Source organism: Glutamicibacter sp. Je.9.36, assembly GCF_051129975.1.
Lineage (GTDB): Bacteria > Actinomycetota > Actinomycetes > Actinomycetales > Micrococcaceae > Glutamicibacter.
Genome location: NZ_JBCPSN010000006.1, coordinates 247,468 through 260,652 on the forward strand (window position 1 = coordinate 247,468; position 13,185 = coordinate 260,652).

The 13,185-nt window shown below is 61.1% G+C and carries 9 protein-coding genes and 4 tRNA genes; 7 read left to right on the plus strand and 6 right to left on the minus strand.

Annotated elements, in window-relative coordinates; all coding sequences use genetic code 11:
• Window positions 1–71 precede the first annotated feature (71 nt).
• A complete protein-coding gene (locus AAZQ98_RS15465) occupies window positions 72–3,419 on the minus strand; it encodes an efflux RND transporter permease subunit (RefSeq protein WP_434693520.1) in 3,348 nt (1,115 codons plus the stop codon).
• A 251-nt stretch (window positions 3,420–3,670) separates the two neighbouring features.
• Here AAZQ98_RS15465 and AAZQ98_RS15470 point away from each other — a divergent pair, with 251 nt between their 5' ends.
• Window positions 3,671–3,949 (plus strand): hypothetical protein, encoded by a 279-nt coding sequence (locus AAZQ98_RS15470; protein ID WP_105661102.1) that lies wholly within the window; start codon window positions 3,671–3,673, stop codon window positions 3,947–3,949.
• 70 nt (window positions 3,950–4,019) lie between these two features.
• Here the strand turns inward: AAZQ98_RS15470 and AAZQ98_RS15475 are convergent, their stop codons facing one another.
• From AAZQ98_RS15475 to AAZQ98_RS15485, 3 genes are all read right to left on the minus strand, one after another.
• On the minus strand, window positions 4,020–5,513 hold the full coding sequence (locus AAZQ98_RS15475) for a malate:quinone oxidoreductase (RefSeq protein ID WP_332499058.1): 1,494 nt from the start codon (window positions 5,511–5,513) through the stop codon (window positions 4,020–4,022).
• A 72-nt stretch (window positions 5,514–5,585) separates the two neighbouring features.
• Entirely contained in the window at window positions 5,586–7,430 is a 1,845-nt protein-coding gene (locus AAZQ98_RS15480; protein WP_332595246.1) for an ABC transporter substrate-binding protein, read from the minus strand.
• A 150-nt stretch (window positions 7,431–7,580) separates the two neighbouring features.
• Complete coding sequence (locus AAZQ98_RS15485; protein ID WP_434693523.1) at window positions 7,581–8,513, minus strand: 2-hydroxyacid dehydrogenase; 933 nt, start codon at window positions 8,511–8,513, stop codon at window positions 7,581–7,583.
• A gap of 173 nt (window positions 8,514–8,686) precedes the next feature.
• Between AAZQ98_RS15485 and AAZQ98_RS15490 the strand changes: the two genes are divergently transcribed.
• Both AAZQ98_RS15490 and AAZQ98_RS15495 read left to right on the plus strand, forming a co-directional pair.
• Window positions 8,687–8,759, plus strand: a tRNA-Lys gene (locus AAZQ98_RS15490).
• A gap of 49 nt (window positions 8,760–8,808) precedes the next feature.
• Window positions 8,809–8,881: transfer RNA gene (locus AAZQ98_RS15495), tRNA-Lys, on the plus strand.
• A gap of 354 nt (window positions 8,882–9,235) precedes the next feature.
• Here AAZQ98_RS15495 and AAZQ98_RS15500 read toward each other — a convergent pair.
• Window positions 9,236–9,763, minus strand: coding sequence for a hypothetical protein (locus tag AAZQ98_RS15500; protein WP_434693525.1), 528 nt, complete (start codon window positions 9,761–9,763; stop codon window positions 9,236–9,238).
• A 458-nt stretch (window positions 9,764–10,221) separates the two neighbouring features.
• Between AAZQ98_RS15500 and AAZQ98_RS15505 the strand changes: the two genes are divergently transcribed.
• The 4 genes from AAZQ98_RS15505 to AAZQ98_RS15520 all read left to right on the plus strand — a co-directional run bounded on the left by AAZQ98_RS15505 (window position 10,222) and on the right by AAZQ98_RS15520 (window position 11,707).
• Window positions 10,222–10,294 (plus strand) — tRNA-Lys (locus tag AAZQ98_RS15505).
• 66 nt (window positions 10,295–10,360) lie between these two features.
• Window positions 10,361–10,852 carry a thioredoxin-dependent thiol peroxidase gene (gene bcp / locus AAZQ98_RS15510; protein WP_434693527.1) on the plus strand — a complete coding sequence of 164 codons (492 nt, stop codon included), beginning with the start codon at window positions 10,361–10,363 and terminating at the stop codon, window positions 10,850–10,852.
• A 92-nt stretch (window positions 10,853–10,944) separates the two neighbouring features.
• A tRNA-Leu gene (locus tag AAZQ98_RS15515) sits at window positions 10,945–11,029 on the plus strand.
• Window positions 11,030–11,146: 117 nt separating this feature from the next.
• Window positions 11,147–11,707, plus strand: coding sequence for a MarR family winged helix-turn-helix transcriptional regulator (locus AAZQ98_RS15520; RefSeq protein WP_434693529.1), 561 nt, complete (start codon window positions 11,147–11,149; stop codon window positions 11,705–11,707).
• 21 nt (window positions 11,708–11,728) lie between these two features.
• Here AAZQ98_RS15520 and AAZQ98_RS15525 read toward each other — a convergent pair whose 3' ends face one another.
• Window positions 11,729–13,177 carry an SDR family oxidoreductase gene (locus tag AAZQ98_RS15525; RefSeq protein WP_434693531.1) on the minus strand — a complete coding sequence of 483 codons (1,449 nt, stop codon included), beginning with the start codon at window positions 13,175–13,177 and terminating at the stop codon, window positions 11,729–11,731.
• Window positions 13,178–13,185: the final 8 nt, after the last annotated feature.

Here is a 13,185-nt window from a genome sequence, read left to right on the forward strand (position 1 = left end):
CAGCGCGCAAACGGACTCGGGCCTGCAACCACGAAGGTGGTTGCAGGCCCGAGTCATGGCGTCGCCAAAGCCTAGTCGTTGGGCTTGGGCGGTGCCTGCTTCATCAGCTCTTCGAAGGCCCGGCGTTCCTTGCGCGAGACCGGGATCTGGCCGGTCAACGGGTTGACGACCTGGCCAGCGGCTTCGGCAGGCGCGGGGGCAGCCGCAGGGCTCTTCCCGGCATCCGCGGTCCTCGGAGTTTCCCCGGCCGCGGCTTCTGGCGCAGCGCCCGGAACGATCTTGGCGCTGGCGCTGTCCATCGCCCGGGACAGGTCCTGGGCAGCGGTATGCTGCTGCGCCGAATGCTTGCGCGCGCGGCGGGCCTTGGCGTTCTTCTCCTTGCGGGACTCGACCAAGCGGTAGAGCACCGGCACCAGGATCAAGGTGAGCACGGTGGACGAGACCAGGCCGCCGATCACCACCACTGCCAGTGGCTGGGAGATGAATCCGGACTGGCCGGTCAGGCCCAGGCCCATCGGCACCAGCGCGAAGATGGTAGCCAGGGCGGTCATCAGGATCGGGCGCAGGCGCTGGCGGGCGCCGTGCATGATGGCATCCTCCAGGGACATCGCCGGACGCTCGGCGCTGTCCTGGCGGTACTGGTTGATCAGGTCGATTAGCACAATCGCGTTGGTCACCACGATGCCCACCAGCATCAGCATGCCGATCAGCGAAGGCAAGCCCAGCGGGATCCCCGAGATCAGCAGCAGGCCGATAGCGCCGGTCGCCGCGAAGGGAATCGACACCAGCAGGATCAGCGGCTGGATCAGCGACTTGAAGGTGGCCACCATGATCACGTAGACAATCGCGATGGCCGCCAGCAGCGCCAGGTACAGCTGGTTGAAGGACTCGGCCTGCTCGGTCGCGGCGCCGCCGATCTCCGCGGTGGCGCCCTCGGGCAGCTGCACCGAGTCCAGGCTCGTGGCGACGTCCTTGGACACCTCTCCGAGCATGTTCTCCACCGGAGCCAGGGTGACCGTAGCGATACGCTCGCCGTTGGAGGTGGTGACCTGCTGGACCACCTTGGCACGCTCAACGGTGGCCAGATCCTGCAGTTCCCTGATGCCGGCGGCGGTAGGGATCTGCAGCTCGCGCAGCTTCTCCAGGCTGTCCAGGTCCATCCCCTCGCCGATCTGCACCGTCATGTCGGTGTAGTCCAGGCGCAAGGTGCCTGCAGGAACAGGGGAAACCTGCGAAGCGACCATGCCAGCGAGCTGGGTCTCGGTCAATCCCGCCTCGGCAGCCTTCTGCGCATCGATATCGATGGACACCTGCTCGCGCTCGGCAGAAAGGTTATCGGAGATTTCGGTGACGTTCGCGGTACCTTCCAGTGCTTCGCGCATCGTGGAGGTCGCCTCGCGCAGGATCCCCTCGTCCGGGGCCTTGATCTCGATGGTGACATCGCTGGACATCATGGCCGAGGAGTTCGAGCCGAAGCTCAGGTCCAGGTCCTCGGCCAGGTCCAGGCCTTCCACCTGCTCGCGCACCGTGTTCGTCAGCGCTTCCTGGTCGGCATCGGCATCGGTGATCACGGTGAAGCTTGCGGTATCCGAGCCGGAGGAGAACATGGCAGCCATGCCGCTGGCGGTGCCCACGGTCAGCTGGACATCTTCGATTCCCTCGATATCAGCGAGCCCGGTCTCGATCTTTGCCGCTTGCTTTTCGGTGGTTTCCATGGAGGTGCCCGAAGGCATCTTGGCGGTGATGGAAATGGAGTTCTCGCCGGTGGAACCCAGCAGATTGGTGTTCAGCAGCGGGGTCATGGCCACGGTGCCGGCAAGGACCAGCACCGAGGCCAGCAAGGTGATGACCGGGTGCTTCTGGGTCCCCTCCAGCACCGGAATGTAGGCACGCTGCAACCACGACTTGTCTTCGGCCACATGCACGGTATGGGTTTCGCCGCTGCCCGGGCGGTGCGGCAGGAACCAGTACGCCAGTACCGGAACAATGGTCAGCGATACCAGCAGCGACGCCAGCAGTGCGATGGTCATGGTCAGCGCGAACGGGCTGAACAGTTCGCCGGCCATGCCGCCCACCAGGGCGATCGGCAAGAAGACCGCCACGGTGGTCAGGGTCGCCGCGGTAATGGCGCCGGCCACTTCCTTGACCGCCAGCAGGATCGACTGCGCCTTGGATTCGCCATGGGACAGGTGGCGCTTGATGTTCTCGATCACCACAATCGAGTCATCCACCACGCGGCCAATGGAAATGGTCAAGGCGCCCAAGGTGAGCATGTTCAGCGTGTATCCGAAGGCATTCATCCCGATGAAGGTGGCCATCAGGGACAGCGGAATGGAGATCGCGGTGACCAGGGTGGAGCGTACCGAGAACAGGAACACCAAGATGATGATCACCGCGAAGCCCAGGCCCAGGGCGCCTTCCAGCGCCAGGTGCTTGATCGAGTCCTCGATGAAGGGCGCCTGGTCGAAGATCGTGGTCAAGGTGGCCTTGTGGCCCAGCTCGGACTCCAGCTCGGCAAGCATTGCGGTGACCGCGTGCGAAATGGCTACCGTATCGCCATCGGGAGTCTTGGTGACCTGGATGGACAGGGTCTCCTCGCCGTTGGTGCGGGTAATGCTGGTGGCCTCATCGGCCTTGACCGAGACCTCGGCGACGTCCTTGAGCAGCACCGGACCGCCATCGGTGACCAGCGGAATCTCCTTGATGGCCTCCAAGCTGTCCGGGGTGGAGCCGGCAATGACCGGCAGTTCCAGGCCATCGACGTCCATGTTGCCAATGGGCATGGGGGAGCCGGCGTTCTCGATGCCGTCCTTCAGATCCGTAACGGCCAAGCCGGCATCGCGCATCTGGTCGTCTTTCGGGATCACCGCAATGTGCTGGGAGGCGCCACCGGAGACCGAGGCCTCGCGGACCCCCTCGATCTTCTGCAGCTTGGGCAGCGTCAGGCGCTCCACGTCGTCGTTGAGCTCTTCCAGCGACTGGTCCGAGGAGACGGCCAGGGCCAGGACCGGGAAGTCCGCGATGGAGCCGGCGAAGGCGGTGGGCTCGACATCCTCGGGAAGCTGGGCCTTGGAATTGGCAATGGCCCGTTCCACCTGGGTCCGGGCACGATCCATGTCCGTGCCGTATTCGAAGGTCAGCGAGATGCGGGTGAAGCCGGTCTGCGAGGTAGCGGTGGAGGATTCCAGGCCCTCAACTGCCTGCAAAGCGGTTTCCAGCGGCTCGGCCACCTGCTCGTCGATCACCTCGGGGCTGGAGCCCATTTGGGTTGCCATGACCGAGATCTGGGGGAATTCCAGGGCGGGGATCAGCTCCTGCTTGAGCGATCCCATGGAAATCACGCCGAAGACGGCGGCGAAAACCGTGATGAGCGCAATGAGCGCCCGGTTTTTCAATGACAAGATGGCCAAGCGCTGCATGCGGGTGTGGTCCTAGCTGTGTCGCAGTGGGAAGGGCTGATCTCAACTTTAGTTGGTTGCCATTGCTCAACAGTCACCGGGAGATGTAAAGCACGCAAAATCATCCCAATGGATTACCCCGAAGCGGCCTGGGGCAGCCCCGCCCGCACGTGCCAATGCTGCCGATGCCGCGGCGCGCGCAGTGGTGCTGGAGCGCCTGCCCGATTCTTAAGGGAAGGCGGCGGCTGGTGGCCGCATGGAATACTGGGGACATGAGTCTGCAGATGCCGATTGCGGTGCAAGCCACCGCACAGCAAGGGATCCGGCGGCTGATCAGGATCCGCTACCGCTATTTCAGCTACGCCCTGCGCTACGCCGACGGGCGGGAAGTCTCCGGCCTGGGCTGGGCCGAGGCCGATAAATTGCTGCAAGGGCACCGGTATCCCGCTGACGCCTCGTGCACGCGCCACGGCGCCGAACGCCATTGCCCCGACCTTGGCGCTGGTGCTTGGGTGGACTACCCCTACGGCGAGCCGCTGGACCGGCCATAGCCCGACCAGTGCCCGGATACGCGAGAACCGCCCACCAATGCTGGTGGGCGGTTCTCGTTGTGCTTGGTGCCTACAGTCCCAGGGACTTGTCGGTGGCTGCCTTGACCTCAGCGTAGAGTGCTGGGTTCTCGTTCAGCTTCTGGCCGTAGGAAGGAATCATGTCCTTGAGCTTCGACTCCCAGCCTGCGAACTGCTTGGGGAAGCAGCGCGACAGCAGCCCGACCATGATCGGGGTAGCGGTCGAAGCGCCTGGCGAAGCGCCGAGCAGGCCGGAGATCGAGCCGTCCGAGGAGGTGATGACCTCGGTGCCGAACTGCAGCACGCCGCCCTTCTTGGCATCCTTCTTGATGACCTGCACGCGCTGGCCAGCGGTGATCAGCTCCCACTTGGAACCATCTGCATCCGGGAAGTACTCGGCCAGCGCCTCGTCCTTCTTGGAGCGGGACTTGAGAACTTCCTTGATCAGGTAAGTGGTCAGATCCAGGTTGTCCTTGCCTACAGCCAGCATCGGGATGATGTTGTGCGGACGCAGGGACAACGGGAGATCCAGCTGGCCGGTGGACTTCAGGAAGTTCATCGAGAAGCCGGCGTAGGGGCCGAACATCAGCGAGCGCTTGCCGTCGACAAAGCGGGTATCCAGGTGCGGTACCGACATTGGAGGAGCGCCCACCGAAGCCTGGCCGTAGACCTTGGCGTGGTGCTGGTTGATGACGGTCTCATCGGTGCAGCGCAGGAACTGACCGGAGACCGGGAAGCCGCCGAAGCCCTTGATCTCGTCGATGCCAGCCTTCTGCAGCAGTGGCAGTGCGCCACCGCCGGCACCGACGAACACGAACTTGGCCTTGACGTTCTTGACTGCGCCCGAAGCGTTGTCCTTGACGCTCAATTCCCAGCCGGCGCCCGAACGCTTGATGCCCTTGACCTTGTGGCCGTAGTTCACCGAGGCGCCAGCGGCGCCCAGCGAGTCGGTCAGGTCGCGGGTCAGGCGGCCGAAGTCGACATCGGTACCGGAGACAACGCGGGATGCGGCAACCTTCTGCGAGGCATCGCGGCCCTTGGCCACCAGCGGGGTCCACTGGTTGATGGTGTCCAGGTCGTTGGTGATTTCCAGTTCCTCGAACAACGCATTGGGCTTCAGTGCCTCGTAGCGGGTCTGCAGGTACTTGGAGTGGTCCTCGCCGATGACGAAGGACATATGCGGCAGGGCGCTGATGAAGCTGTTGTCGGCAACGCGGTTGTTCTCGACGGCCCACGAGTAGAACTGGCGGGAAACCTGGAACTGCTCGTTGATGCCAATGGCCTTGGCCGGATCGACCGATCCGTCAGCCTTGGCAGCGGTGTAGTTCAGTTCGCACAGTGCCGAGTGGCCGGTACCTGCGTTGTTCCAAGGGGAGGAGGATTCCTGCCCGGCCTTGTCCAGGTTCTCGAAAAGACCAATGGACCAGGTTGGTTCCAGCTGGTTGATCATGGTGCCAAGGGTGGCACTCATGATGCCGGCACCGATTAGTACTACGTCAAAAGATTCGGTTGACGTTTCAGAAGGCACGAGGATCTCCATCGACAGTGATACTTTGCTCTCTCCCAGAGTAGACCTATATCCCCGGGGGTTAGAAATCGTTAACTGGGTTAACGGTCACTAACTTGAGATAGACGGCGAGTTTGCCATCTGCACATCCGCGTAGCACTCATTGAGCATCGGCGAGGGAGGATAGAAGGTGACGTTGCCGTTAAACGCCAGCGCAGAGATCGGAAAGACTAGTGGGAGCGCGGGCAGATCCGCGTTCAGGGTCTTGAGGATATCGGCATAGGCGGCGGTCCGTTCCTCCCCGGAAGGGATGGAACGGGCCAGCATGATCTGTGAGTCAAGTAACGTCGAGGTGTATCCGAACTCATTCTCCTTGGCCGCCAAAATGCCGGAAAGGAAGTCGTCTGCCGAACGGTAGCCGCCGGAGAAGCCCAGCAGGTGCAGTCCCTCGAAGTCCTTGGACTGCACGGTCTGCACGTAGCCGTCGGTCCATGCAATCGGGCGCGGCTTGATGCGGATCCCCACTGCGGCGAGGTCCTCGGCGATCTGCGCGAAGGTGCGTTCAGGCAGTGGCAGGTAGTTGCGCGAAACCTGCAGCGGGTAGGCGAACTCGATCTGTTCGCCCTTGTAACCCAACTCGGCCAGCAAGGTCTTGGCCTTCGACGCATCGTGGTTCGGCGTATCTTCCGGTGCCGGAATGCTCAAGGCAGAGGGCAAGAGGGTCGAAGCGTGCTTGGACCCTTGCAGGAACAGCTTCTCAGCCAGCGAGCTGCGGTTGACCGCGTGCGCAATGGCCATGCGGAATTCCGGCTTGGCCAGCCACTTATTGCGCTGGTTCATGCCGAGGTAGAGCACGGAGAAGGGATCGCGCTGGACAACCACCTTGGCATTGCGAACCAGGGTGCGCATGATGTCCACCGAGACCATGTCGAAGCCGTCGATTTCATCGGCCAGCAGCGCGCCTTCGCGGTTGTAGGGCGAAGGAACAGCGGAGATCAGCGCAACTTCGGGATGCGCGGTGTTATTGGACAGCCGCGGTTGATTCCAATAGTCCTTGAAGATCTCCAGGCGCACCACATTGTCCTCATGGGAAACGAAAGTGTATGGCCCGGTACCCACCGGGTGGGTGGAGAGCGACTCGGCCGGGTTCTGCCCGGGTCCGCCGGTCAACGCGCTGGGCGCGGCGATGGCCATGCCCGGCAAGGTCAGCGCTTCGATCAGCCCTGGCAGCCGGCGGCGCAGGTTCAAGGCGACCAGGTACTTGCCGGTTGCCTTGACCGATTCGAAATAGCTTGCGGAACCGGCTGCGGACTTGCCCTCGAAGAGCTTGGTGTCGAACTTCTTGGTCAGCTCTTCAAGCTGCTTGGTGCGCAGCTGCTGGGTGGCCAGTTCCTCTTCGCTGGCGTCGGCAGCGCTCTTGAACTCTTCTTCGAGTTCCTTGGCGGTTGGAAGCTTGGGGATGTCGCTGTCGAAGTGGAAAACATTGGCAAAGCCCTGGCTGGAAGAAGCGCGCAGCTGCGGGGACAAGTTTTCCCAGCGGTTGAAGTTGGCGACAACTGCTTCTGCGGTCAATTCGGTGCCGTCGTGGAAGAGCACGCCTTCGCGCAGGGTGAAGGTGTAGCGCAAGCCATCAGGGCTTTCGGTCCAGGATTCGGCCAGGCCGGCTACGGCGCCACCGGTATCGGGATCGATATCGACCAGCGTCTCGTACACCTGGCGGGTGATCCGGAAGGATTCGTTATCTGCCACGATGGCCGGATCCAGCTTGACCGGGGGAGCGGCTGCTGCCAGGCGCAGGGTCCGGGGAATGCGCGGTGCGCTGGCCGAGGCTGTGGGCGAAGCGGAGGACGCGGGCCCCGGGTTTCCGGTGCAGGCGGTCAGTGCCAGTGCGGTAGTCGCCAATGTACCGGTCAGCAATGCGCGTCGTGATACGAGTTTCAATGGCAATTCGGGCACTGGGGTGACTCATCTTCCTATGGCAGGCGGTACTGCTTCGCGCAGGGAACAAGCAAGTAAATGTGCGCAAAGGTATTTATCAAAGATAGCGCACCACGGCCACGGCTCCGGGAGCCAAAACTCCCGGAGCCGTCAACTGTCGCTAAATTGTTAGCTGCGGTGCACGAGGTTCTCGCCGTCGTTGCCCGCGGCCCAGGCCTGCACCTGCTTCTTGAGCAACTTCACCATGCGCGGGAAGAACGCCTTGGTGTTGCCGCCGTTGTGGGGAATGACCAAGGCATTGGGGTGCTGCCACAATGGGTGATCGGCCGGCAGGGGTTCTGGATCGAATACATCCGATGCCATATTCAAGCGGCCCGAAGCGACTTCTGCCACGATTGCCTCGGTATCCACCACCGGGCCGCGCGCGACGTTGACCACGGTTGCACCGTCGGGAAGCTTAGCCAGCAGATCAGCGTCAACCAGATGATGGGTGGAATCGTTGAGCGGCACGATCAGGATCAGCACTTCGATCTGCGCCGCGCGCGCTGCGAGATCCGAAGTTGCGAAGACCTCGCCATGCTCATCGGTGCGGGCCGTGGAGCCGAAGCGCAGGAGATTGACCTCGAAGGGCTCCAGGCGCTTGCGGATCTCTTCGCCGATGCCGCCCACGCCAACCAATGCCACCGTCCGATCAGCCAAGCCGGGCCACTGCTGGGGATTCCATCGGCCTTGTTGCTGGTCTCGGACCGCGTGCGGGTAGCCGCGCAGGGATGCGATGGCCAGGCCGATGGCCATCTCGGCGGTAGCCGCCGCGTGGACGCCGGCCGCGGTATTGATATTTGCGCGATCGCCAATCAGGTCAACCATTCCGTCGAAGCCGGTGGTCTGCGTCTGGACGATCTTGACGTTCGGTGCCTTGCGGATGTTCTTCAGCGTCTGGGGATTCGACATATAGGGAAGGATGGCAATGTCGATTTCTTCCAGCGCAGTTCCGGGGGTGCTCTCCAGGTCCCAGAGCACAGCTTTGAGGTTTTCCGGGATCGGACCGACCGCATCAATCAGATCTTGTGTCGGGAATGAAATCGTTCGTTGGGTGCTCATGGAAACACTGTACAAACCCGATCCGCGCTTTGGTAGTAACCCCTAGTCATGTCCTGTAATGAAGGTCACCGCAGAATACTGGCCCCCGAATTTGCGCTGAGGGAAATTGCTGGTAAAGTTTTATCTCGTTGCGAAAGCGCGAAGCCCGAAAAGCTTCTAGAACATCGCAGCGGGCGCCTCTAGCTCAATTGGCAGAGCAAATGACTCTTAATCATTAGGTTCCGGGTTCAAGTCCCGGGGGGCGCACGAACAATTTGTTCGGTTCACCAGACAACTTGTTTGCATAAATAAATACGCGCTTTTAGCTCAATTGGTAGAGCAAATGACTCTTAATCATTAGGTTCCGGGTTCGAGTCCCGGAGGGCGCACAAAACAAAGGTCAGGCTTCGGTCTGGCCTTTTTGTTTATCCCGGTGGTTCTTCTTCACGTTCAGGACGGCGCTCGGCAAGGACAAGGGGCCATGGTCTCCAGGCAACCACGGTGTTCGCATCCGAAGCTCGGGCGTTGATCGCACTCTTCAAGATATGAACATCAAGTGAGTTCAGCACGTCGATAGCGTTCGAGCAGGCTCATGACTCCCTCGCATGAACACAGCCACGATAGATGGCTTCGACTCATTAGCTGGCTCGATGATTGGCTTAACTTCGACCTCGATAGCCTCAGGGGTCACCCACTAGGGCGAGGGAATCCAGCGCAACCAGAGCTGTTACTGTCTTTTTGACCTAGTCCTGCGAGGTTTTTGCCGCCACGGTTTCGACCACCACATTGTTGTCGGTCTTCACGGTGACGCTTGTGAGTTCAGGGGATTCGTGGCCAACCGTGATCAAGACCAGATTCGCATAGGCCTCCAGGTCTTCTGAAGACCAACCATCCTCTACGGTAATCACAAGCTTGCCTTCGGACGGCGAGCTCCAACGGATCGTGTCACCTTGCGCGCTACCAGGGAAAGCGTCGAAACTATGAGCACCATTTCCATCTAGGTACTGGGTTATTTTTTCATCTGCCCATTCCTGGCTGACTTCGCTCATCGTCTTTGGCGTACTTTGGGTGTTGGCTGTCGACCGTGGGGTAGGGCTCGGCGTGTTCAGCGCCTGAACAATAGGGGTTCCGGCATTTGCTTCAGCAGTAAGCTTCGCGTCGTTCTTCAGCAACGTGGGGCTAGTCGCTGAAACCACGAGTACGGCCACAAGTGCGACAAGTACAACAAATACAGAGACGTTCCCGAGAATTCGTTTGGCCGAGCGCGACATGATTCCTCCAAGTGATGGTTGATAAAAGCCTAGCCTCAACTGACGACACTATGAACCTAGTAGCTTTCGCCGGCCATGGTCACTAGGGCGGGCACTGTTGACAGTCTGCAATCGACTGCATGCTTCGCTGGTGTTTGCCGTTCGATGCCTGGATAGGTTGCCATGCCGTCGCGATAGTAAGTGGACAATCATTCCATTGCTTTCACCACCCGGATGGTGAGAGCCGAACCCATGCCAAGACTGCCTGCATTTCAGTGCTCGACGACTACTGCAGAACAAGATGTCATGTGTGTTTTAGATTACTTTCAAGCCGGACAAATAGTGATATTATGAATCTGACTTGGACTTTTATGTTCTCAGGTCGGGTATTGGCCGATTTTTGCTTTTGCACCATTTCTGCCTATGATTGTCTACGTCGCAAAGACGAGTTCTGAAAAAGAACTAGTCAGAGCGAGGAAGCGCTTTTAGCTCAATTGGTAGAGCAAATGACTCTTAATCATTAGGTTCCGGGTTCGAGTCCCGGAGGGCGCACAGTAGATCCGATCTGATTCGTCAGGTCGGATTTTTTGTATACCGCAAAGAAAAGAGGATCAGCTCATGAGTACTTCCGAAAAGACTAACCGTCTGTCCATCGGTGACCAGGCCCCTGATTTCACCTTGCAGGACGCTGCTGGCAAGTCTGTTGCCTTGGCTGATTACCGCGGCAAGAAGACCATCGTGTACTTCTACCCAGCCGCATCCACCCCGGGCTGCACGAAGCAGGCCTGCGATTTCCGCGATTCACTCGAATCCTTGCAGTCCCTGGGTTACGCAGTTCTGGGTATTTCCCCGGACAAGACCGCCAAGCTGGAAAAGTTTGCCGCCAAGGAAGAACTGAACTTCCCGCTGCTCTCCGACGAGGACCACGCAGTGGCTGAAGCCTACGGCGCCTGGGGAGAAAAGAAGAACTACGGCAAGGTCTACGAGGGGCTGATCCGCTCCACTATCGTGCTCGATGAAGAGGGCAAAATCGCGCTGGCGCAGTACAACGTTCGTGCCACCGGCCATGTGGCCAAGCTGCGCCGTGACTTGGGCATTGATCCCAAGTAGACCCCTTGTTTGGCTGATTTCATATCAGGCAGAACTTCCGCTACACTAAATGAGGTCGCCTTCGAGGAAACAGTGTTTCCGGTGTAGCGCTAGCGAGTATGGCGGAATTGGTAGACGCGCTGGATTTAGGTTCCAGTGTCTTCGGACGTGAGAGTTCAAGTCTCTCTACTCGCACCAACTGAACCCTGCGGTCTGATTCCATCGGCCGCAGGGTTTTTGCATGCATCCGCAGCGGTTGACCAAGCGTATGATCCAAATAAGGCAAGCGGCCGCGATCCGAGGAGGAGGGGCACCATGGCAGCCAAGGAACTGCCCACCATGTATGGGCTTTCTGAATCCGATCCTGGCCAGGACCTGATCAAGCGGGCAGGCATCGCCCCAGCCAATCTGGAGCAAATCGACCGCATCATGGCTGAAATGGGCCGGATGCGCCAAATCGAACGCCGCATCATGCGCAGCTCCCAGCAATTCATGAAACTGAACGAAACCGACATGCGGGCGATCCGCAAGATGATCTCTGCCAAGCATGCGGGCCAATCCGTCACCCCGGGTGCGCTGAGCCAGTATCTGGGAATTTCCAGCGCATCGGTCACCAAGATGATTGACCGCTTGGAAGCCCACGGCCATGTGCGGCGCACCAGGCATCCAACCGACCGGCGTTCGCAATGCGTCGAGGTCACCGAGGAAACCCACCTGGCAGCACGGGAGCAAGTGGGGCGGCACCATGCCAAGAGATTCGAAGTGGCCAACGCGATGAGCCCCGAGGAGCGGGAGGTAGTGATCCGGTTCCTTGCCGGGACCTCCGATGCCTTGGAAAGCAGCCTCGATTCAACCGCTGCCGGCGAAGCGGAGTAGTCCCGGGGACGTGCCGGACACTCAGCCAGCTACCTGCTTTTCCGCAGCGCGCACAATGTTCTTGATGGTGGCCGGGAAAATGGCCCCATGGAACGGGTATACCGCCCACCAGTAGCAGCGTCCGGCCAAGCCCCGCGGGAAGAACACCGCTCGCTGGATCAGTTCGCTTCGCCCGTCAGCTCGCTTGTCGATCCGGTAATCCAGCCATGCTTGGCCCGGGGCGCGCATCTCCGCGCGCAAGCGCAGCAAGCTGTTTTCCTCCAGGGATTCCACGCGCCACCAATCCACCACATCTCCCAGTGCCAGCGTGCTGTGCGAGCGGCGTCCGCGCCGCGACCCCACGCCGCCTGCCAGTTTGTCCATCAGGCCCCGCAGCTTCCACAGGGCCGGGAAAGCGAAATACGGTGATTCCCCGCCGAGCCGATGCAGCACGCTGAAGAGCTGCGCCTCGGTTGCCGTGGTGCTGATGCGGCGGATGTCGGTATAGGCCTTGCGCCCGGACCAATCCGGATCAGAGGGCAGCGGTTCGGCGGGTGCCGAAATCGGCTGGGCGGTAGCCCAACTGGTTTGCACCGCGTCGGCGTCCATCTTCTCCAGTGCCAGCTGCACCGCCCGCGGATAGTCGCACAAGCCCTGGGCCGGCGGGGCAATCAGCTTATCGATGTCCCGCGAGCCCATGACGCAATCATGCTGCAGCGACTGCACCAGCGCGGAAGCCAAGGTGCGCGGCAGGGGCGTCACCAAATTGACCCAGTGCGAAGCCAGCCGCGGGGTCAGCAGCGGCAACGGCCAGACTTTCGGCTCGCGCAGGCCGGCCACCTGGGCGTAGATCTTCATCAGCTGCGCGTAGCTGTAGGTGCCGGGGCCGCCGATGTCATAGGTTCCCTGCGCGGGCTGAGCCAGCTCGGCGCAGGCGGCCAGGTAGTGCAAGGTGTCGCGGATGGCGATGGGCTGGACCTGGTTCAGCACCCAGCGCGGGGCCGGCATCACCGGCAGCACATCGCTCAGGTGCCTGACCATTTCGAAACTGGCCGAGCCGGAGCCGATCACCAGGCCCGCCTGGAGCACCAGGGTGCTGGCGGCCGCTGACAGGATCTGCCCCACGGCCACGCGCGAAGCCAGATGCTCGCTGAGTTCGCCGGCAGGATGCAACCCGGAAAGGTAGACCAGCTGGCTGACCTCCTGTTCGCGTACGGCCTGCGCCATGACCTGCGCGCACGCTTTTTCCTGGGCCGCGAAATCCCGGGTCCCGGACATCGAGTGCACCAGGTAGTAGAGCAGGTCCGCGTCCTGGCAGAGCTTGGCCACGGCGTGCTCATCTTGCAGGTCTCCCTCGACGATCTCGACTTGGCCGCGCCACGGGGTATCGCGCAGGCGCTGCGCATCACGGGTGAAGACCCTGACCTGGTGCCCGTTGCGCAAGAGCAGGGGCACCAGCCGTCCGCCGATATATCCGGTTGCTCCGGTCACTGCTATCA